The organism is Pseudomonas sp. TWRC1-2 (assembly GCF_049896685.1).
In the GTDB taxonomy this organism is placed as follows: domain Bacteria; phylum Pseudomonadota; class Gammaproteobacteria; order Pseudomonadales; family Pseudomonadaceae; genus Aquipseudomonas.
Genome location: NZ_JAFCUU010000007.1, coordinates 40,794 through 60,105, shown reverse-complemented (window position 1 = coordinate 60,105; position 19,312 = coordinate 40,794). Strand labels below are relative to the sequence as shown.

Sequence of the window (19,312 nt, the reverse complement as noted above, 5' to 3'; positions counted from 1 at the left end):
CATCGGGGAATAACGCCACTTTCCTCACCCACGATTCCGGGTAGAATGCGCGTTCGCATGCGGCCGTGAGGGCTGCTCGGGCCACTCACGGTGCGCCCTCCATCCCTATGTGTGGAAGAACCTGCCGATATGTTTGCGCCTTTGTTAAAGAAACTTTTTGGAAGCAAGAATGAGCGCGAAGTTAAACGCATGCTCAAGACGGTGCAGCTGGTCAATGCCTTCGAAGAGCAGATGGTTGCCCTTTCGGACGAGCAATTGCGCGCCAAGACCCAAGAGTTCAAGGCCCGCATAGCCAAAGGTGAAACCCTCGACAAGCTGCTTCCCGAAGCCTTTGCGGTCGCCCGTGAAGCCGGTAAGCGTGTCATGGGCATGCGCCACTTCGACGTGCAGTTGATCGGCGGCATGACCTTGCATGAAGGCATGATTGCCGAAATGCGCACTGGTGAAGGCAAGACCCTGGTGGCAACCCTGGGTGTTTACCTCAACGCACTGTCCGGCAAGGGCGTGCACGTTGTGACGGTGAACGACTACCTGGCTCGCCGGGACGCCAACTGGATGCGCCCGCTGTATGAATTCCTCGGCCTGACCGTCGGTGTTGTAACGCCGTTCCAGCCGCCGGAAGAGAAGCGCGCCGCGTACGCGGCCGACATCACCTACGGCACCAACAACGAATTCGGTTTCGACTACCTGCGCGACAACATGGCGTTCAGCATGGAAGAAAAATTCCAGCGCGAACTCAATTTTGCCGTGATCGACGAAGTCGACTCCATCCTCATCGACGAAGCCCGTACCCCGCTGATCATCTCCGGCCAGGCCGAAGACAGCTCGCGCCTGTACACCGAGATCAACAAGTTGATCCCGCGTCTGGAGCAGCACATCGAGGAAGTGGAAGGCGTGGTGACCAAAGAAGGTCACTTCTCCATCGACGAGAAGACCCGTCAGGTCGAACTCAACGAAGCCGGTCACCAGTTCGTCGAAGAGATGCTCACCCAGATCGGCGAGCTGGCCGAAGGCGAAAGCCTGTACTCGGCCCACAACCTGGGCCTGTTGACCCACGTGTATGCCGGCCTGCGCGCCCACAAGCTGTTCCATCGCAACGTCGAATACATCGTCCAGGACGGCCAGGTCGTACTGGTTGACGAACACACCGGCCGTACCATGCCGGGTCGTCGTCTGTCCGAAGGCCTGCACCAGGCCATCGAAGCCAAGGAAGGGCTCAACATCCAGGCTGAAAGCCAGACGTTGGCCTCCACGACCTTCCAGAACTACTTCCGTCTGTACAACAAACTGTCCGGCATGACCGGTACGGCCGACACCGAAGCGTTCGAGTTCCACCAGATCTACAACCTGGCCGTGATGGTGATTCCACCGAACAAGCCGCTGGCGCGTAAAGACTACAACGACCTGGTGTTCCTGACGGCCGAAGAGAAATACGCGGCAATCATCAACGACATCAAGGACGGCATGGCCCAGGGTCGTCCGATCCTGGTGGGTACTGCCACCATCGAGACTTCCGAGCACGTGTCCAACCTGCTCAACAAGGAAGGCATCGAGCACAAGGTTCTCAACGCCAAGTTCCACGAAAAAGAAGCCGAGATCATCGCTCAGGCCGGTCGCCCAGGCGCACTGACCATTGCCACCAACATGGCCGGTCGTGGTACCGACATCCTGTTGGGCGGTAACTGGGAAGTGGAAGTCGCGGCGCTCGAAAACCCGAGCCCTGAGCAGATCGCTCAGATCAAGGCTGACTGGCAGAAACGTCATCAGGCCGTGCTGGAATCCGGCGGCCTGCAGGTGATCGCCTCCGAGCGTCACGAATCGCGCCGTATCGACAACCAGCTGCGTGGTCGTGCCGGTCGTCAGGGTGACGCCGGTTCCAGCCGTTTCTACCTGTCGCTGGAAGACAGCCTGATGCGCATCTTCGCCTCCGATCGGGTGAAGAACTTCATGAAGGCCCTGGGCATGCAGTCCGGTGAAGCGATCGAGCACCGCATGGTGACCAACGCCATCGAGAAGGCTCAGCGCAAGGTAGAAGGCCGTAACTTCGACATTCGTAAGCAACTGCTCGAGTTCGATGACGTCAACAACGAACAGCGTAAAGTGATTTATCACATGCGTAACACGTTGCTCGCCGCCGACAACATTGGCGAGACCATTGCCGATTTCCGTCAGGACGTGCTCAACGCCACTGTCAGCGCGCATATCCCGCCACAGTCGCTGCCTGAGCAGTGGGATGTTGCCGGTCTGGAAGCGGCGTTGAAGAGCGATTTCGGTGTGGACCTGCCGGTTCAGCAGTGGCTGGACGAAGACGATCACCTGTACGAAGAAACCCTGCGCGAAAAGCTGATGACCGAGCTGCTGGCCGCGTACAACGAGAAAGAAGAGCAGGCGAGTGCCGAAGCGCTGCGCACCTTCGAGAAACAAATCGTACTGCGTGTGCTGGACGACCTGTGGAAAGACCACCTGTCGACCATGGACCACTTGCGTCACGGTATCCACTTGCGTGGTTACGCCCAGAAGAACCCGAAGCAAGAGTACAAGCGCGAGTCGTTCACGCTGTTCTCCGAGCTGCTGGATTCGATCAAGCGCGATTCGATTCGCGTGCTGTCCCACGTTCAGGTGCGTCGCGAAGACCCGATCGAGGAAGAAGCTCGCCTGCGCCAGGAAGCCGAAGCATTGGCTGCGCGCATGCAGTTCCAGCACGACGAAGCACCGGGCCTGGAAGCGCCTGAGGTGTTGGGCGAAGAGGTCGATGTGGCCTTGGCGCAAACCCCGGTTCGCAATGATCAGAAGCTGGGCCGCAACGAACTGTGCTGGTGTGGTTCGGGCAAGAAGTTCAAACACTGCCACGGCGAAATCAACTAAGATTTTTGCCTGACGCTGCAACACCCCGCGCCGCGACCGGCATCAGCCGTCGCGGCGTTTTGCCATTAATTCCCACCGTCGATAGCGACGGCACAGACATCACCTATTTTTAAGGAGCGCATTCATGGCTGTTGGTCTTGGTCCTTTGCCCACATTGCACCCGGTTGCCGGTTTTGAACTCGGTATCGCTTCGGCCGGCATCAAGCGCCCCGGGCGCAAGGATGTGGTGGTGATGCGCTGTGCCGAAGGTTCGACTGTCGCCGGTGTATTCACCCTCAATGCGTTCTGCGCCGCGCCGGTAATCCTGGCCAAACAACGCGTGGCCGGTTCGATTCGCTACCTGCTGACCAACACCGGTAACGCCAACGCCGGCACCGGCGAGCCTGGCCTGGTGGCCGCTGCCCGCACCTGCGCCAAGCTGGCCCAGTTGACTGGCGTAGACGCCAGCCAAGTGCTGCCTTACTCCACCGGCGTAATCGGTGAGCCACTGCCGGTGGAAAAAATCGAAGGTGCCCTGCAAGCCGCGCTGGATGATTTGTCTGTGGATAATTGGGCTGCCGCTGCCACGGGCATCATGACCACCGACACACTGCCAAAAGGCGCGAGCCGTCAGTTCGTGCACGACGGCGTGACCATCACCGTGACCGGCATCAGCAAAGGCGCGGGCATGATCCGCCCGAACATGGCCACCATGCTCGGCTACATCGCCACCGACGCCAAAGTCTCCCGCGACGTGCTGCAACGCTTGATGCTGGACGGCGCCAACAAATCGTTCAACCGCATCACCATCGATGGCGATACCTCGACCAACGACTGCTGCATGTTGATTGCGACCGGCCAGGCCAACCTGCCGGAAATCACCTCTACCGAAGGCCCGCTGTTCGCCGCCTTGAAGCAGGCGGTGTTCGAGGTGTGCATGGACGTGGCCCAGGCCATCGTGCGCGACGGCGAAGGCGCGACCAAGTTTGTGACCGTGGAAGTCAACGGCGGCGCCAACCACCAGGAATGCCTGGACGTTGGCTACACCGTGGCCCACTCGCCGCTGATCAAGACTGCCTTGTTTGCCTCTGACCCGAACTGGGGCCGCATCCTCGCCGCCGTTGGCCGTGCCGGCGTGCCTGACCTGGACGTGAGCAAGATCGACGTGTTCCTTGGCGAGGTGTGCATTGCCAGCTGTGGCGCCCGCGCCGAAACCTACACCGAAGCCCAGGGCTCGGCAGTGATGCAGCAGGAAGAAATCACCATCCGCATCGAACTGGGTCGCGGTGAGTGCAGCGAAACGATCTGGACCACTGACCTGTCTCACGAGTACGTGAAGATCAATGCGGAATACCGCACCTGACAGCCAAGAGGATAAGCGCGGTGAAACGAGTGCATGTAGCAGCAGCGGTGATCCGCGGTGTCGATGGCAGGATCCTGCTGGCGCGCCGCGCCGATACCCAGCATCAGGGCGGCCTCTGGGAATTTCCCGGTGGCAAGGTGGAGGCCGATGAATCGGTTGCTGCCGCCTTGTCCCGCGAATTGCAGGAAGAACTGGGCATCCAGGTCACCACGGCACGCCCGCTGATCAAGGTGCAGCATGATTACCCGGACAAGCAGGTGTTGCTGGATGTCTGGGAAGTCTCGGCCTTTACCGGCGAGCCTCACGGTGCCGAAGGGCAGCCGTTGGAATGGGTGGCTCCGCGAGACTTGATCAATTATGCGTTCCCGGCGGCGAATGTCCCGATCGTGGCGGCGGCGCGGCTGCCGGCTGAGTACCTGATTACCCCGGGCGAGCTGGAAACCCCGACCTTGCTACGTGGTATTCAGAAGGCGATTGCCGGGGGCATCAAGCTGGTTCAGCTGCGTGCGCCCAATGGTTACGACCCTAAGTACCGTGACCTGGCGGTGGACGCCGTTGGCCTGTGTGCCGGCAAGGCGCAATTGATGCTCAAGGGCCCGTTTGAGTGGCTGGGGGATTTCCCGGCGGCCGGCTGGCACATGACGTCGGCGCAGTTGCGTAAATACGCGAGCAAGGGACGCCCACTGCCGAAGGATCGCTGGTTGGCGGCCTCCTGCCACAACGCTGAAGAACTGGCGCTGGCGGAAATGATGGACGTGGATTTTGTCACGCTGTCACCGGTGCAGCCGACCCAGACGCACCCGGATGCTCAGCCATTGGGGTGGGAGCAGGCGGCCGAGTTGATCCGTGGGTTCAGCAAGCCGGTGTTTTTGCTCGGCGGCGTAGGGCCGGCTGAGCGGGAGCAGGCGTGGGCCGCTGGGGCTCAGGGTGTGGCAGGTATTCGGGCGTTTTGGCCGCAGGTTTGATGTTGATCTGACGGGCCTCTTCGCGAGCAAGCCCGCTCCCACAGTCGACCGGGTTCCAATGTTGGAATGCAGTCAACTGTGGGAGCGGGCTTGCGCGCGAAGGGGCCAGATCAGTCACCCCAAAAACTCAGTGTGGCTTAGCCGCCGCCTGCCACAACACCTCAGCCACACCCTGGCGCTTGGCAATCACCCGTGCCGCCACAAACAACAAATCCGACAACCGATTGATGTACGCCAACCCCACGCCTTCCAACGGTTCAATCGCATTCAACTGCTGACACCGCCGTTCCGCACTGCGCGCCAGGCTGCGGCACACGTGGGCTTGGGCGATCAGCGCGGAACCACCGGGCAAGATGAAGTTTTCCAGCGGCCCGACTTCCTCATTCCAGCGATCAATCGCTGCTTCCAGCCGATCAACTTCGGCCGCATTCAATGCCTTGTACACCGGCATCGCCAGCTCACCGCCCAAGTCGAACAACCGATGCTGGCAAGGGGTAAGCACCTCAATCACGTCGTTCAGTTGCGGATGCTTGCCGCTCTGCTCTTCAAGGCTGGCCAGCAGTAAACCCAACTGGCTGTTGAGCGTGTCCACCTCGCCGATGGCTTCCACCCGCGGGTGGTCCTTGGGCACGCGACGGCCGTCGCCCAGGCCGGTCTCGCCTGTGTCGCCGGTACGGGTGTAGATCTTCGACAGGCGAAAGCCCATGGTTATTGCTCCAGTTGAGTCAGGTCAAAGGGTGGCATTTGGCTGCCGGCCAGCGGCAGGCGCAGGGTGAAGCAGGTGCCTTGGCCGAGGGTGGAGTGCACTTCCATCTGGCCTTTGTGGTTATTGGTGACGATGAAATACGACACCGACAGCCCCAGCCCGGTGCCTTGGCCGATTTCCTTGGTGGTGAAGAACGGCTCGAACGTGCGTTTGCGCACGTTTTCGCTCATGCCGATGCCATTGTCTTCCACCTGGATCTCCGCCCAGGGCGGGTTGAGGCGGGTACGTAAAATAATGCGCCCGGGCTCGCGGTCGTCTTCACGCAGGTGAATGGCCTGGGCGGCGTTTTTCAACAGGTTGAGCAGTACCTGTTCCAGTTCGTTGGCGGTGCCGGGCACCGGGCCGAGCTGCGGGTCGAATTGGCGGATGATTGCCTGGCCCTTGAAGTCGAAGCCGATCGTCAGGTCGAAGTCATTGCCGGCAATTTCCACCGCCTGGTCGATCAGTGCTGGCAAATCGCAAGGCGCCATTTGGCGATTGCTGCGGCGGCTGAAACTGAGCATATGCGTGACGATCTTCGCCGCGCGTGCGCCGGCTTGCTGGATGCCATCGAGCAATTGCGGGACTTCGCGGCCCTGCAGGTAGCGGTTGACCACCTCCAGTTCGATGCCCGCCTGTTCCGCGTGTTCCAGGTTCTTCGGCAGGTCGGGGGACAGGCGGCGGCGGATGTTCTGCACGTTGTGCAGGATCGCCCCGAGCGGGTTGTTGATTTCGTGGGCCATGCCCGCGGCCAGGCCGCCGACGGAGAGCATTTTCTCCGACTGCACCATCATTTCTTCCAGGGACAAGCGCTGGGTGATGTCGTCGATACGGATCACCACCCCGCGCCCGGCGCCGCCCATCAAGGGGTAAAAGGTCAGGGCGTAATGCTTGGCCTCGTCATCCTTTATCCAGGTGACGCGCTCAATGCGTTCAACCGTGTGTTGCTCAACCGTGGCCTTGATTTGCGGCAGGTAGGGCTTGAGCGGCTGGAACGCGAGGAAGATCGGCTGGTTCAGCGCTTCGTCCAGGCGCGTGCCGGAAAGCGCAGTGGCTTCCTGATTCCACTGGGTGACGTAGAGTTGTTCGTCCAGGGCGATCAGCGCAGAAGGCATCGAGTCGATAATGCTGTTCAGGTAATTCTGGAAACCCGTGAGTTTTTTCTCGATCTTGCTGCGAACCTGCACCTCGAGTTCCAGCTTGCGGTTGGTGTGGCGCGTCTCTTCGGCCAGGCCCTGGGCTTGGGCGTAGGCGGCCTGGGAGTCGTCCCGCGCTCGCTTGAGCTGATGCTCGCGGGCTTCGATGCGCGACAGCATGGTGTTGAACGCTTCGGCCAGGCTGCCGATTTCATCATGGTTGCCGCGCCCGGCACGCAGGGCGTAGTTTTCTTCGCGGGTCACCTGGCGCGAGAGTTCTTCGAGTTCGTGAATCGGGCGGGTGATCAAGCGTTTGATCTGCCGGGCGATGACCAGCCAGAGCAGCACACTGAAAATCAGGATGCCCAGGCTGGCTGTCAGCGTGCCGGTATAGAACGCCACGGGTAGCTCGCTGCTAGCCACCAACAGTAAATGTCCCGGAGGCTGGCCGGCGCGGGGCAGGGTGATGACCTGGTTGCTGCGAAATTCGGTGACGCGCCAGGCCTCGATATGCCGGTAGTTGTCCGGCAGGTGCAGGCGGTTGCCGTGTTGCATTTGGGCCAGGCGGGTGCCTTCGCCGTCGTACAAAGCGGCGGCGCGTAGTGGCGAGTAGCTGGTCAATTCGCTGAGCAGGGCGTCGGCCTTGGCCGGGGATTCGAGGGCTTCGGCGGCGAGGGCGGGGTTGGACACCAGGCGACCGATGGCCTGCAACGCCTGCGGGGCCATGCTTTCCTGGGAGATCCAGTAAGCGGCGCTGATAAACGTCAGATTGGCCACCAACAACACGGTGGTCAACAACACCAGCAGGGCGGCCAGCAGTTTCTGCCCTACCGGTAGATTTTCAAGACGCTGGCGCAGTGGCATCAGGGTTTTCCCAGGTGATAGACAGGTAGGCAGGGTAGCGCGTGCCTCAGTCGGTGGCCAATCCGCGTGCGCGTAAGTGGTCGATCAGCCGCGCTTGCAGCTGTTGCAGATGCGGCAGGACCAACTGATGGCGGGCCGCCGCCAGGCAAGCGTAGCCCAGCAGGTAGCTGATTTCGGTGCGTCGGGCGTTGGCCACGTCCTGATACATGGAGGAGTAGTTGGCCGCCGTCGCGTGGACGACGCGTTCTACTTCGCTGTGCAACGCCTCGGCGGCGGCCGGTTGACCGCAGCACTCGAGCAACTCGGTCAATTCGGCGCACAAGGTCGCCACTTCGCATTGGTGGTCTTGCAGACCGCCGTTGCGGCACTGGTAGAGCACGGTCAACGGGTTGATCGCGCAATTGAGCGCCAGCTTGCGCCACAGGCGGGTGAGAATATCGGTGCTCCATTCGTGGGGAATGCCGGCGGCGTGCAGGTCGTCCAGCCACAGCGGTGGCGTCGGGTGGCCCGCGTCCCCCAGCCAGGTGTAGCCATGGCCGGCAAAGACCACGCGCCAATCGCCGTCGCGGAACGCGCCTTCGGTGCTGGAGGCAAAGATGCAACGGGCTTGCGGCAGCTGCGCGGCCACGGCGTCCTGGCTGCCCAGGCCGTTTTGCAACAGGATCAGTTCGGCGTCCGGTACCAGCCGGTGTTGCAGCTGTGCGATGGCGGTTTCGGCGTCGTAGGCTTTGCACGCCACCAGCAGACGATGAATGGGTTCTTGGCTGTGGGGCGTTTCGCCGATCACTGGGTAGGTGTGTGCTACGCCATGCTCTACCAGCGTCAGGCCTTTTGCCTGCCGGTAGCTGGAAAGGCGCGCCTCATCCCGCAGGATCAGCCGCACGGGCACGCCCGCGCGCGACAGGCGTGTGGCCCACAGTGTGCCCAGGCTGCCGGCGCCGAGAATGTGCCAGGTAGTCGACATGAGTTTGTGCTCCGTAGGGTCGCTCACAGTGAACAGGGCGAAAGAACCGCTATAATGCCTCGGCATTTTAGCTTGGGCGCGCTCCATCTCTACTGAGCCCGCCCCTTATATTGGAGAAATGACATGCCTTCGTTCGACGTGGTATCCGAACTGGACAAACACGAAGTCACCAACGCCGTCGAGAACGCCGTCAAGGAACTGGACCGTCGCTATGACTTGAAAGGCAAGGGCAGCTTCGAGTTCAAGGAAAAGGAACTGACCGTCAACCTGACCGCTGAAGCCGATTTCCAGCTGGAAGCGATGATCGAGATTCTCAAGCTGGCCCTGGTCAAGCGCAAGATCGACGTGCAGTGCCTTGAAGTCAAGGACGCCTACGCCTCCGGCAAGCTGATGAAGCAGGAAGCCGTGCTCAAGGAAGGCATCGACAAAGAGCTGGCGAAGAAGATCGTCGCGCACATCAAGGATGCCAAGCTGAAAGTCCAAGCCGCCATCCAGGGTGAACAGGTTCGCGTGACCGGCAAGAAGCGTGACGATCTGCAAGAGGCAATCGCTGCCCTGCGCGCCAAGACCTTCGACATGCCACTGCAGTTCAATAACTTCCGCGACTGATGGCACTTCGCGGAACCTGTGGGTGTTTTTGACGTCCCACGCCCCAGAGTCTGTGCCTACACTTGAGCCCCACGGGGCTCATTTGCGTTTTATGGCATTCAATCAAGCCGCACATCCGCGCAACAGGAGAAGATAGATGGATTTGAACGCTGAAGTGGATCACCTGATCAAGACCTCGCAGTCCTGGATCCCGATGATTATGGAATACGGCAGCCGGGTGTTGCTGGCAGTGATAACCCTGGCCATCGGCTGGTGGCTGATTAACGTATTTACCCACCGCGTGGGGCGCTTGCTGGCCATCCGCAATGCGGACCTGGCGCTGCAGCACTTCATCACCAGCCTTGCCAACATCGCATTGAAAGTCATGCTGATTGTCAGCGTGGCCTCGATGATCGGCGTGGCAACCACCTCGTTCGTCGCCGCCATCGGTGCGGCTACCCTGGCCATCGGCCTGGCGTTGCAAGGCAGCCTGGCCAACTTCGCCGGCGGTGTGCTGATTCTGCTGTTCCGCCCATTCCGCATCGGTGACTGGATCGAGGCCCAGGGCACATCCGGGACCGTCGACAGTATTCAGATCTTCCACACCGTGCTGCGTACCGGCGACAACAAAACCGTGATCGTGCCTAACGGCATCCTGTCCAACGGCATCATCACCAACACCAACCGTCAGCCGACCCGCAAGGTGGTGTTTGACGTGGGTGTCGACTATGAAGCCGACCTGCAGAAGGCTCGCGAAGTGCTGTTGGAGCTGGCGAAAGACCCGCGTGTATTGGCAGATCCTGCGGCAGTTGCTGTGGTGTCGACCTTGGGTGACAGTTCGATCACCGTGTCTTTGCGCTGCTGGACCAAGACTTCCGATTACTGGGACGTGGTGTTCATGCTTAATGAACTGGCGCGTGATCGTTTGAAAGGCGCGGGCATTGATATTCCGTTTCCACAGCGCGTTATTCGAGTAATGCAGGAACCGGCTGCGAAATAACTAAGCGCAACGTATCGAACTTGGCCGAATGGTCAGGTTCGATGCGCGCAGTTAATCTCGTTAGTTAGCTTGCTAGTTATTTTTCCAAAGAAATAAAACTGCAATAAAAAAGCCGCTCCCTTGCAAACAGGGGAGCGGCTTTTTATTTAAGGCCGAGGCCTTAAGCCATCGTTGTAATCAAACTGGCAATTACAAGATGTTCAGCGGGTATTGCGCGATCAGACGCAGTTCGTCGATAGACGCCGAACCGTAGTACACGCCATCAGACGAACGATAGGTCGCTTGACGCACGCGCAGGCTCAGGTCTTTTGCTGGACCGCTCTGAATCACGTACTTGGCTTCGATGTCACGTTCCCACTCTTTGCCGTTAGAGGTCTCTGCGGTGTTAGCGCCGGTACCTTTAACGTAGCGAGTCATGAAGCTCAGGCCTGGCACGCCGAAGGTGGCCATGTTCAGGTCATAACGAGCCTGGAACGATTTCTCGTCTTCAGCGTTGAAGTCGGAACGGGCGATGGAGTTGGCCAGGAAAATCGTGCCGCCGCCGTCTACGCCGTAGCCGTAGTCACCGTCACCGCTGACTTTTTGGTAGGCCAGGGTGAACGTGTGAGCCTGGATGGTGTACGCGCCTTGCAAGCTGTAGGCACGGTTGTCCAGTTTGGTGGTGCCGTCTTTTTCTGCGCGTTGCAGGCCGGCGCCGTCGCTCTTGGTGCTGTAGATGTTGAAGTCAACGGCCAGGGACTGTTCGTTGCTCAGCGCGTGAGTCCAGTTCAGGTTGGCGTAGGTTTTCTTCCAGTAGTCTTCAGTCTTCGCGTAGTAAAGGCTGGCGCTGACTTCTGGAGTCAGGGCGTAGACACCACCGATGAAGTCGGTTTTGGTCAGGCCCAGGCTGTCACGGTAAGTCTGTGCTTGTGCCACGCTGGAGGTGAAGTGACCACCTTCGAGTTTCAGGCCCTTGATCTCGTTGCTGGTGATCGAGATACCTTGCGGCAGCTCTGGCAGCAAGCGGCTGTCATCGGAGGCGAAGACCGGCGCGGTGGTGTACTGGTCGCCGACTTTGAGCACGGTGTCGGAGATGCGGAACTTAACAGCGCCGCCGCCTTTGGAGTAGTCGTCTTGCGAGCGGCCGTCTGCACCGGTAGGGAACAGGCCTGTGCCCGAACGACCCTTGCCGCTGTCGAGTTTCACGCCCAGCAGGCCGATCACATCAACACCGACGCCGATGGTGCCTTGGGTGTAGCCCGACTGGAACAGGCCGTTGAAGCCCAGGCCAGTTTCGTCTACACGGCTTTTGCCGGTGTCGTTGTTACGGAAGTCGCGGCTGAAGTTCAGCAAACGAGTGTTGATGCTGAAAGTACTGTCTTCAACAAAGCCCTTGGAATCGTCCTGGGCGGACGCCATTGCGAACTGCGAGGTGCCTGCTGAAACAGCCAGGGCGATCATGCTCCACTTCATCACGCGCATCGTGATTTGCTCCTTTGGTTTTAGGAAGAGTACTGCCGTCCCACCTGTATTTTTATCTGGGCGGCTCTTTCTTTTTTGTGTCGGCGCAAAGTTATATCACGCGGACCCTATTGACGATACTTACCCATCTATCCTTTCAGCTTCTTTACGAGGCTGTCGTAAATTGCTATTTCCATGTCGCAAATTCACAGCCCGACTGTAACCAGGCTGACAACTTAAGTGCTGTTTTCAGACCGCTTTCGAAGTTTGAAATCTTCCGTGATACGCACTCAATCGCTTGTGTTTTTATCGCGAAACACCTGCTTCCAAACGGGCGCTGTTGCCGACGATAGTGGGGTGAATGCAACAAGCGTGCACAAAGCGGTAACCAAATGTCATTTTTTCGTGAAAAACGTTACGGGAGTGTAAAAACCGCATAAGCACGGGCTTTTTACGCCGTTTGGTTTGGGCTTGACGCCCAGGCGTTACACCTCTGAAGGGCTGCATAAATCCTGTACCAGGTAAAAACGTTACCGGTTGACCCTCATGAGTGGGTAATCGGCGGATCCCTTTGAGGCACGGGTGGGTCATTTTGGTGCATTCCGTCGAGGCCCGATTCAGCGTAGCTCAAATATTCGCTTGCCTCTAAAGGGGGCACGTTTTTTATCCGCATGCATCGAGGCTTTGCGCATTCGCCGTGAAGCGTTGCGCATTCAAAGGTATGCTGGGCACCTGAAATTGACCTGCCAAACGGAGTGCCCGCGTGTTCGCCTTAGACCAACGCCTGCAACAAGACACACTGGCTATTGGGGACTTCCCGCTCTGCCGCCTGCTGCTGTCCAATGACTCGAATTACCCGTGGTTCATCCTGGTGCCGCGCATTGACGGTATCAGTGAAGTGTTTCAGCTGGATGTCGCCGATCAGCAAACCCTGTGGCAGGAAACAACCGCCCTGGCGGCGTTGTTGAACGAAGGGTGGGCAGCCGACAAGATGAACATTGGTGCGCTGGGTAACGTGGTCAGCCAGTTGCACGTGCACGTGATCGTGCGCAAGCGTGATGATGCCGCCTGGCCTGCACCGGTCTGGGGCAAGCATCCGGCCCGGCCGTACACCGAAGAGCAAGTAACGGCGATACGCGCCCGCCTGCGCGCTTTATTGCCTGCCGGCTTCATCTTTAGCCAGGACTGAATTATGGATCTGCAAGAACGCGTCACCGACCTGGAAAGCCGCCTGGCCTTTCAGGACGACACCATCGAGACCCTCAATGACATTCTGGTCACCCAGCAGCGGGCGGTAGAGCGCCTGCAGCTGCAGATGACGGCGCTGCTCAAGCGTCAGGAAGAAATGGGTGGCCAGTTCGAGTCATCCGAAGAAGAAGCGCCGCCGCCACATTATTAATGCGCGCCATAAAAAAACCGCGACCCAGCAGGGCTGGATCGCGGTTTTTTTACGCCGAGAAAAGTATCAGCGACGCGGCAATGCCGCGATCACGTCTTCGGCTTGCAGGCCTTTGTCACGGTTCATGACGGAGAACTCCACGCGCTGGCCTTCGACCAGAACGCGGTGGCCTTCGCCACGGATGGCCCGGAAGTGGACGAAGATATCGTCGCCCGAATCGCGGGAAATAAAGCCGAAGCCTTTGGAGGTGTTGAACCACTTCACGGTACCGGTATCCCGGTTGGTCATGTCGTAGTTTTGCGTCGCGGCCGCTGGGGACGAGCGGTAGAAGCTGATGGCCAGGTGAAGAACGATAGCGACCACAGCAATCACCAGGCTGAGCAGGATAGCCGGGTGGCCGCCGACTTCAGGCATAGGTGCCAGGAGGGTGAGGGTTTGAACGACAACGGTCAGTACCAGCAGCGCGCTGACCAGGTTTTGCAGTTGATGACGTGTGCCTTTGTTCCAGTACGGGATCACCGGTGCCAGCGTCAGGTTAAGAAGGCCGAACAAGGCCAGGTACAGAGCGTCGTGTTGTTCCAGGTAGGGAGGGCTTCCCTGTTGCAAGCTCGGTATAAAGGACAGCAGCAACGCTGCAACGCCCGTTAGCAGGTGGACGATTTTCAACATTTTGATTAACTCACGTTAAGAAGGATCACAAGGAAGAGCTGACGGGCACGGTTCGCTTCTGAACAATGGGAGGCGTTGGGCACGTGCACGGGTATCAGCCTATGTGGTGTGCCGCGCAAATTAACGGCAACCACACGCCGTCTATTTAACAGCAAAGGCTGTGCCTACTCAAATCAAGCATTTCGGGGTGTTGCAGGCGCGATGGCATTTCTGCTTCAAACACTTGTCCTAGACAGGTGCGGGATTTTTCGGCGGCATTTTGGGCGTTTTCCTACTTGAGGCTGAGGCCTGCGCGCCGCCGATTGACCTAGGGCTGCTGGGTGTAGCAAACCTGTCATGCAGAGGGGCGATTTGCCGCACGCCAGTTGCGTGTGTCGGGCTGCACACGGCCTGCACTCTTGCTAGAGTGGTCCTGCACCTGATCAATGAATGCTCGTCAATTGAAGGGGAAAAACATGGCAATCGATATTGGTATCAGTGAAGAAGATCGTAAATCCATCGTCGATGGGCTTTCACGGCTGCTGTCCGATACCTATGTACTGTATTTGAAGACCCACAACTTCCATTGGAACGTCACCGGCCCTATGTTTCGTACGCTGCACTTGATGTTTGAAGAGCAGTACAACGAACTCGCGTTGGCGGTGGATTCCATTGCCGAGCGTATCCGTGCCCTGGGTTTCCCGGCGCCGGGTGCCTATTCGATCTACGCCCGTCTGTCTTCGATCAAGGAAGAAGAGGGTGTGCCCAGCGCAGAAGAGATGATCAAGCAATTGGTGGCGGGCCAGGAAGCTGTGACCCGCACCGCGCGCGGTATCTTCCCGTTGCTCGATAAGGTCAGCGATGAGCCGACCGCCGATCTGCTGACCCAGCGTATGCAGGTTCACGAAAAAACGGCGTGGATGCTGCGCTCCCTGCTCGAAAACCAGTAACGGTTCAGTTCCAAAAGCAAACCGAGTGGTGCCGTCCTGGCGCCGCTCGCTTGTTTCTCTGCGCTTCCTGGCGTTGTCCTACGACTATCGACTCCGCGTCTTCTGGCTGCCTCGCACGTCCTGCTGTTTTATAGGGCCACTGTCCGATGGGAGAAACCCATGGGCTGCTGTTTGGCAATGGAGTGTCAGGTGTATGTCACGCGGAGTGGGTAGTGGAGTGATGGAAACCTGTGGTTTTCATAAGATAAAAGTCGATCCTTTTGCTAAAGGGTTCGATATGGGACTGGCCAAGCCATTGTCCCGGTCGGTCAGGCTCAACGGGTTTTCCACGTGCCTGCGGCTCGAGCAGATCTATTGGAATATCCTCACGGAGATAGCCAGGCTCAATGCCTGCTCAGTCAGCGCATTGCTGTCTTATGTCGATCGGGAAGTGCATTTGCGTTACGGAGGAGTGAAGAACTTCAGTGGCTTGGTCAGGGTGGTGTGCGTGGTTCACGTATTAAAAGGCAGTACGGCGTCGCACCACCCTGACTAGTCAGGTGGCACCGGGCCGGCCCGCTGCCCGGGCGGGCAAGGCCTGGGGCAGAAAGCCGGCTGCGCTGCTTCGATTTACCAGATATAATCCCGCGCTTTGCTGCGCGTGCCGGGTCTTTACCCACAGGGCGGGTGCAGCGCAGTAATGATCTGATCGCCGAGACATCTCCATGCCCATGTACGATTATCAATGTGCTTCCTGTGGTCATCAGTTGGAAGCCATTCAGAAAATCAGCGCAGCGCCGCTGGTCGATTGCCCTGCCTGCCAGGCACCTGAGCTGAAGAAGATGTTGTCCATGCCGGGCTTTCGCCTGAGCGGCGGTGGCTGGTACGAGACCGACTTCAAGACCGGCGCCAAGAAGAATCTGGCGGGCGGCGACAAAGCAGACTGAGTTGAACTCTACGCGCAGGCTCCTGCATTATCCGTCCCCTGCTTAACTGTACGGTGACGAGGCGAGCCTCCACCGAAATTCGAATTACGAGAAGTGAAACCACTATCATGATGCGCAGCCACTATTGCGGCCAACTGAACGAGACCCTGGATGGTCAGGAAATCACCCTGTGCGGATGGGTCCACCGTCGCCGTGACCACGGCGGGGTGATCTTCCTCGATATCCGTGATCGTGATGGTCTGGCCCAGGTGGTGTTCGATCCGGACCGCGCTGAAAGCTTCGCCGCCGCCGACCGCGTGCGCAGCGAATATGTTGTGAAAATCACCGGCAAGGTTCGCCTGCGTCCGGCCGGTGCCGTGAACGCGAACATGGCGTCCGGCGCGATTGAAGTGCTGGGTTACGAGCTGGAAGTGCTGAACGAGTCGGAAACCCCGCCGTTCCCGCTCAACGAATACTCCGACGTCGGCGAAGAAACTCGCCTGCGCTACCGCTTCCTGGACCTGCGTCGTCCGGAAATGGCCGAGAAGCTGCGCCTGCGTTCGCGCATGACCACCAGCATCCGCCGCTTCCTCGACGAAAACGGCTTCCTCGACGTCGAAACGCCGATCCTCACCCGGGCCACCCCGGAAGGCGCGCGTGACTACCTGGTGCCGAGCCGTACCCACGCCGGTTCCTTCTTCGCCTTGCCGCAATCGCCGCAACTGTTCAAGCAGCTGCTGATGGTGGCCGGCTTCGACCGTTACTACCAGATCGCCAAGTGCTTCCGCGACGAAGACCTGCGCGCCGACCGCCAGCCGGAATTCACCCAGATCGACATCGAGACCAGCTTCCTCGATGAAAAAGAGATCATGGGCCTGACCGAACAAATGATCCGCAACCTGTTCAAGGAAGTGCTGGACCTGGAATTCGGCGAGTTCCCGCACATGACCTTCGAAGAAGCCATGCGCCGCTATGGTTCCGACAAGCCAGACCTGCGTATCCCGCTGGAACTGGTGGACGTGGCCGACCAGCTCAAGGAAGTCGACTTCAAGGTGTTCAGCGGCCCGGCCAACGACCCTAAATGCCGCATCGCCGCCCTGCGCGTGCCTGGCGGCGCGAGCATGCCGCGCAAGCAGATCGACGACTACACCAAGTTCGTCGGCATCTACGGTGCCAAGGGCCTGGCGTACATCAAGGTCAACGAGCGCGCCAATGGCGTTGACGGCCTGCAATCGCCGATCGTGAAGAACATTCCGCTGGACAACCTGAACGCGATCCTCGATCGCGTCGGTGCGGTTGACGGCGACATCGTGTTCTTCGGCGCCGACAAAGCCAAGATCGTCAGCGAAGCCCTGGGCGCGCTGCGGATCAAGCTGGGCCACGACCTGGACCTGCTGACCTGCAAGTGGGCACCGATGTGGGTCGTCGACTTCCCGATGTTCGAAGAGAACGACGACGGCAGCTTCAGCGCCTTGCACCACCCGTTCACTGCACCGAAGTGCTCGCCTGAAGAGTTGGAAGCCAACCCGGCAGGCGCGCTGTCGCGTGCCTACGACATGGTCTTGAACGGCACCGAACTGGGTGGCGGTTCAATCCGTATCCACCGCAAAGAGATGCAGCAAGCGGTGTTCCGCCTGTTGGGCATCAACGAAGCGGAACAGGAAGAGAAATTCGGCTTCCTGCTCGATGCCCTGAAGTACGGCGCTCCGCCGCACGGTGGCCTGGCATTCGGTCTGGACCGTCTGGTGATGCTGATGACCGGCGCCCAGTCGATCCGTGAAGTGATCGCCTTCCCGAAAACCCAGAGTGCTGCGGACGTAATGACCCAGGCTCCGGGCGTGGTGGATGCCAAGGCGCTGCGCGAGTTGCACATCCGTCTGCGCGAGACGCCAAAGGCTGAGTAAGGCTGCTGCGTGAAAGCGCACTGAGGTTTACGCAGTCTAAAAAGGCGCATCTTCGGATGCGCCTTTGCGTTACAAGGGTTGTGCTTTTAAGAGGAAAATCCTGCCTGGGGCGGGATTGATAAGGTTTCTAGAGAATTTCGGAGTTGTGTTATGGCTGGCCATTCCAAGTGGGCGAACATCAAGCACCGCAAAGAGCGTCAGGATGCCAAGAAAGGCAAGATTTTCACCAAGTGGATTCGCGAGCTGACCGTTGCTGCCCGCCAAGGCGGTGGTGACCCGGGCTCCAACCCGCGTCTGCGCCTGGCGCTGGACAAGGCTTTGGGCGCGAACATGAGCCGTGACATCATCGACCGCGCCGTGGCCCGTGGTGCCGGCGCCGCCGACACCGACGACATGGTCGAGCTGAGCTACGAAGGCTACGGCCCGGGCGGCGTGGCGGTGATGGTCGAGTGCATGACCGACAACCGCAACCGTACTGCGGCAGCCGTGCGCCATGCGTTCAGCAAATGCGGCGGCAACCTGGGCACCGACGGTTCGGTGGCCTACCTGTTCGAGCGCAAAGGGCAGATCACCTTTGCGCCGGGTACGGATGAAGACGCGCTGATGGAAGCTGCGATGGAGGCTGACGCCGACGACGTGGTGACCAACGAAGACGGCTCCATCGACGTGTTCACTTCCTTCGCCGGCTTCTATGCGGTGCGCAACGCCCTGGAAGCGGCAGGTTTCAAAGGCACCGACGCGGAAATCGTGATGCTGCCGACCACCAGCGCCGAACTGGACCTGGATGGCGCGCAGAAAGTGCTGAAGATGCTGGATATGCTTGAGGACTTGGATGACGTGCAGAACGTGTACTCGAACGCCGACATCCCGGAATCTGTAGCCGAGCAGCTCACCTGAGAACAATGAGGGTCCCCTGTGGGAGCGGGCTTGCTCGCGAATGCGATGTGTCAGTCATTTGATGCATTAACTGAATGGCCGCTTTCGCGAGCAAGCCCGCTCCCACATTGGGTCTATCTGTATCCACAAAACTGCAGGCGTTATGACTTTAATCCTAGGTATCGACCCCGGTTCGCGCATCACCGGTTTTGGCGTGGTGCAACAGACCCCGCGCGGCTGCGTCTACGTCGCCTCGGGCTGCATTCGCACCGGTGCGGGCGAGTTGGCCGAGCGCCTGCAGATTGTCTACCGCGGCGTGCGTGAAGTGATCCAGACCTACGGGCCGGTGACCATGGGCATCGAAAAAGTCTTCATGGCCAAAAACGCCGACTCCGCGCTCAAGCTTGGTCAGGCCCGTGGCGCCGCGATTGTCGCCGGTGCGGAGGAGGGCATGGAAATCGCCGAGTACACCGCCACCCAGGTCAAACAGGCCGTGGTCGGCACCGGTGCGGCGAATAAGGAGCAGGTGCAGATGATGGTCATGCACATGCTCAAGCTCACTTCAAAACCACAAATCGACGCCTCCGACGCCCTGGCCATTGCCATTTGCCATGCGCACACGCGCTCAAGCTTGCTGCCGCACGGCCTGGGCACAGCACGCAGTCGTGGCGGCCGACTGCGTCTCTGATAGCATCAGCGCAATCGTTATTTCCGGTCAGGC

At 59.5% G+C, this 19,312-nt stretch carries 18 protein-coding genes; 13 read left to right on the top strand and 5 right to left on the bottom strand.

Features of this window, described 5'->3' with window-relative positions; genetic code table 11:
• Nucleotides 1–129 precede the first annotated feature (129 nt).
• The 3 genes from secA (at nt 130) to ACP7B3_RS20475 (ending at nt 5,172) form a co-directional block, all read left to right on the top strand.
• Nucleotides 130–2,865: a preprotein translocase subunit SecA gene (gene secA, locus ACP7B3_RS20485; RefSeq protein ID WP_106578375.1), complete on the top strand. Its 2,736-nt coding sequence runs from the start codon at nt 130–132 to the stop codon at nt 2,863–2,865.
• A 124-nt stretch (nt 2,866–2,989) separates the two neighbouring features.
• Nucleotides 2,990–4,207, top strand: a complete 1,218-nt coding sequence (gene argJ / locus ACP7B3_RS20480; RefSeq protein WP_426180514.1) for a bifunctional glutamate N-acetyltransferase/amino-acid acetyltransferase ArgJ — start codon at nt 2,990–2,992, stop codon at nt 4,205–4,207.
• Between the two features lie 20 nt (nt 4,208–4,227).
• Nucleotides 4,228–5,172, top strand: coding sequence for a Nudix family hydrolase (locus tag ACP7B3_RS20475; protein WP_426180512.1), 945 nt, complete (start codon nt 4,228–4,230; stop codon nt 5,170–5,172).
• A gap of 127 nt (nt 5,173–5,299) precedes the next feature.
• Here ACP7B3_RS20475 and ACP7B3_RS20470 read toward each other — a convergent pair whose 3' ends face one another.
• The 3 genes from ACP7B3_RS20470 to ACP7B3_RS20460 are packed head-to-tail and all read right to left on the bottom strand — an operon-like array spanning nt 5,300 to nt 8,881.
• Nucleotides 5,300–5,878 (bottom strand): cob(I)yrinic acid a,c-diamide adenosyltransferase, encoded by a 579-nt coding sequence (locus tag ACP7B3_RS20470; RefSeq protein WP_262209776.1) that lies wholly within the window; start codon nt 5,876–5,878, stop codon nt 5,300–5,302.
• Nucleotides 5,879–5,880: 2 nt separating this feature from the next.
• On the bottom strand, nt 5,881–7,917 hold the full coding sequence (locus tag ACP7B3_RS20465; protein ID WP_145165365.1) for a sensor histidine kinase: 2,037 nt from the start codon (nt 7,915–7,917) through the stop codon (nt 5,881–5,883).
• A 46-nt stretch (nt 7,918–7,963) separates the two neighbouring features.
• Nucleotides 7,964–8,881 carry a putative 2-dehydropantoate 2-reductase gene (locus tag ACP7B3_RS20460; protein WP_426180510.1) on the bottom strand — a complete coding sequence of 306 codons (918 nt, stop codon included), beginning with the start codon at nt 8,879–8,881 and terminating at the stop codon, nt 7,964–7,966.
• A 123-nt stretch (nt 8,882–9,004) separates the two neighbouring features.
• Between ACP7B3_RS20460 and ACP7B3_RS20455 the strand changes: the two genes are divergently transcribed.
• Entirely contained in the window at nt 9,005–9,490 is a 486-nt protein-coding gene (locus ACP7B3_RS20455) for a YajQ family cyclic di-GMP-binding protein (protein ID WP_003193880.1), read from the top strand.
• A gap of 136 nt (nt 9,491–9,626) precedes the next feature.
• Nucleotides 9,627–10,469 (top strand): mechanosensitive ion channel family protein, encoded by an 843-nt coding sequence (locus ACP7B3_RS20450; RefSeq protein WP_369302091.1) that lies wholly within the window; start codon nt 9,627–9,629, stop codon nt 10,467–10,469.
• A 189-nt stretch (nt 10,470–10,658) separates the two neighbouring features.
• Here ACP7B3_RS20450 and ACP7B3_RS20445 read toward each other — a convergent pair whose 3' ends face one another.
• Entirely contained in the window at nt 10,659–11,930 is a 1,272-nt protein-coding gene (locus tag ACP7B3_RS20445) for an OprD family porin (RefSeq protein ID WP_145165359.1), read from the bottom strand.
• Nucleotides 11,931–12,672: 742 nt separating this feature from the next.
• Between ACP7B3_RS20445 and ACP7B3_RS20440 the strand changes: the two genes are divergently transcribed.
• Nucleotides 12,673–13,098 carry an HIT domain-containing protein gene (locus ACP7B3_RS20440; RefSeq protein WP_145165357.1) on the top strand — a complete coding sequence of 142 codons (426 nt, stop codon included), beginning with the start codon at nt 12,673–12,675 and terminating at the stop codon, nt 13,096–13,098.
• A gap of 3 nt (nt 13,099–13,101) precedes the next feature.
• Nucleotides 13,102–13,308: a SlyX family protein gene (locus ACP7B3_RS20435; protein ID WP_005790924.1), complete on the top strand. Its 207-nt coding sequence runs from the start codon at nt 13,102–13,104 to the stop codon at nt 13,306–13,308.
• A 66-nt stretch (nt 13,309–13,374) separates the two neighbouring features.
• On the opposite strand, the gene ACP7B3_RS20430 is transcribed toward ACP7B3_RS20435, so the two are convergent.
• A complete protein-coding gene (locus tag ACP7B3_RS20430; RefSeq protein WP_106578384.1) occupies nt 13,375–13,977 on the bottom strand; it encodes a cold-shock protein in 603 nt (200 codons plus the stop codon).
• 455 nt (nt 13,978–14,432) lie between these two features.
• On the opposite strand from ACP7B3_RS20430, the gene ACP7B3_RS20425 reads away from it, so the two are divergent.
• From ACP7B3_RS20425 to ruvC, 6 genes are all read left to right on the top strand, one after another.
• A complete protein-coding gene (locus ACP7B3_RS20425; protein ID WP_003193874.1) occupies nt 14,433–14,906 on the top strand; it encodes a Dps family protein in 474 nt (157 codons plus the stop codon).
• A 193-nt stretch (nt 14,907–15,099) separates the two neighbouring features.
• Nucleotides 15,100–15,441 (top strand): ribbon-helix-helix domain-containing protein, encoded by a 342-nt coding sequence (locus ACP7B3_RS20420; RefSeq protein ID WP_145165355.1) that lies wholly within the window; start codon nt 15,100–15,102, stop codon nt 15,439–15,441.
• A 169-nt stretch (nt 15,442–15,610) separates the two neighbouring features.
• Nucleotides 15,611–15,832: an FmdB family zinc ribbon protein gene (locus tag ACP7B3_RS20415; protein WP_017139808.1), complete on the top strand. Its 222-nt coding sequence runs from the start codon at nt 15,611–15,613 to the stop codon at nt 15,830–15,832.
• A gap of 107 nt (nt 15,833–15,939) precedes the next feature.
• Nucleotides 15,940–17,715 carry an aspartate--tRNA ligase gene (aspS, locus tag ACP7B3_RS20410; protein ID WP_056858570.1) on the top strand — a complete coding sequence of 592 codons (1,776 nt, stop codon included), beginning with the start codon at nt 15,940–15,942 and terminating at the stop codon, nt 17,713–17,715.
• Nucleotides 17,716–17,865: 150 nt separating this feature from the next.
• On the top strand, nt 17,866–18,612 hold the full coding sequence (locus ACP7B3_RS20405) for a YebC/PmpR family DNA-binding transcriptional regulator (RefSeq protein WP_017139810.1): 747 nt from the start codon (nt 17,866–17,868) through the stop codon (nt 18,610–18,612).
• Between the two features lie 142 nt (nt 18,613–18,754).
• Entirely contained in the window at nt 18,755–19,279 is a 525-nt protein-coding gene (gene ruvC / locus ACP7B3_RS20400) for a crossover junction endodeoxyribonuclease RuvC (protein WP_016975450.1), read from the top strand.
• The last annotated feature ends 33 nt before the right edge of the window (nt 19,280–19,312 follow it).

What these genes read in the sequence shown, in the direction of transcription:
- secA (WP_106578375.1), top strand. Translation starts at nt 130, where the DNA reads ATGTTTGCGCCTTTGTTAAAGAAACTTTTTGGAAGCAAGAATGAGCGC.
- argJ (WP_426180514.1), top strand. Translation starts at nt 2,990, where the DNA reads ATGGCTGTTGGTCTTGGTCCTTTGCCCACATTGCACCCGGTTGCCGGT.
- ACP7B3_RS20470 (WP_262209776.1), bottom strand. Translation starts at nt 5,878, where the DNA reads ATGGGCTTTCGCCTGTCGAAGATCTACACCCGTACCGGCGACACAGGC.
- ACP7B3_RS20465 (WP_145165365.1), bottom strand. Translation starts at nt 7,917, where the DNA reads ATGCCACTGCGCCAGCGTCTTGAAAATCTACCGGTAGGGCAGAAACTG.
- ACP7B3_RS20460 (WP_426180510.1), bottom strand. Translation starts at nt 8,881, where the DNA reads ATGTCGACTACCTGGCACATTCTCGGCGCCGGCAGCCTGGGCACACTG.
- ACP7B3_RS20455 (WP_003193880.1), top strand. Translation starts at nt 9,005, where the DNA reads ATGCCTTCGTTCGACGTGGTATCCGAACTGGACAAACACGAAGTCACC.
- ACP7B3_RS20450 (WP_369302091.1), top strand. Translation starts at nt 9,627, where the DNA reads ATGGATTTGAACGCTGAAGTGGATCACCTGATCAAGACCTCGCAGTCC.
- ACP7B3_RS20445 (WP_145165359.1), bottom strand. Translation starts at nt 11,930, where the DNA reads ATGCGCGTGATGAAGTGGAGCATGATCGCCCTGGCTGTTTCAGCAGGC.
- ACP7B3_RS20435 (WP_005790924.1), top strand. Translation starts at nt 13,102, where the DNA reads ATGGATCTGCAAGAACGCGTCACCGACCTGGAAAGCCGCCTGGCCTTT.
- ACP7B3_RS20430 (WP_106578384.1), bottom strand. Translation starts at nt 13,977, where the DNA reads ATGTTGAAAATCGTCCACCTGCTAACGGGCGTTGCAGCGTTGCTGCTG.
- ACP7B3_RS20425 (WP_003193874.1), top strand. Translation starts at nt 14,433, where the DNA reads ATGGCAATCGATATTGGTATCAGTGAAGAAGATCGTAAATCCATCGTC.
- ACP7B3_RS20420 (WP_145165355.1), top strand. Translation starts at nt 15,100, where the DNA reads ATGTCACGCGGAGTGGGTAGTGGAGTGATGGAAACCTGTGGTTTTCAT.
- ACP7B3_RS20415 (WP_017139808.1), top strand. Translation starts at nt 15,611, where the DNA reads ATGCCCATGTACGATTATCAATGTGCTTCCTGTGGTCATCAGTTGGAA.
- aspS (WP_056858570.1), top strand. Translation starts at nt 15,940, where the DNA reads ATGATGCGCAGCCACTATTGCGGCCAACTGAACGAGACCCTGGATGGT.
- ACP7B3_RS20405 (WP_017139810.1), top strand. Translation starts at nt 17,866, where the DNA reads ATGGCTGGCCATTCCAAGTGGGCGAACATCAAGCACCGCAAAGAGCGT.
- ruvC (WP_016975450.1), top strand. Translation starts at nt 18,755, where the DNA reads ATGACTTTAATCCTAGGTATCGACCCCGGTTCGCGCATCACCGGTTTT.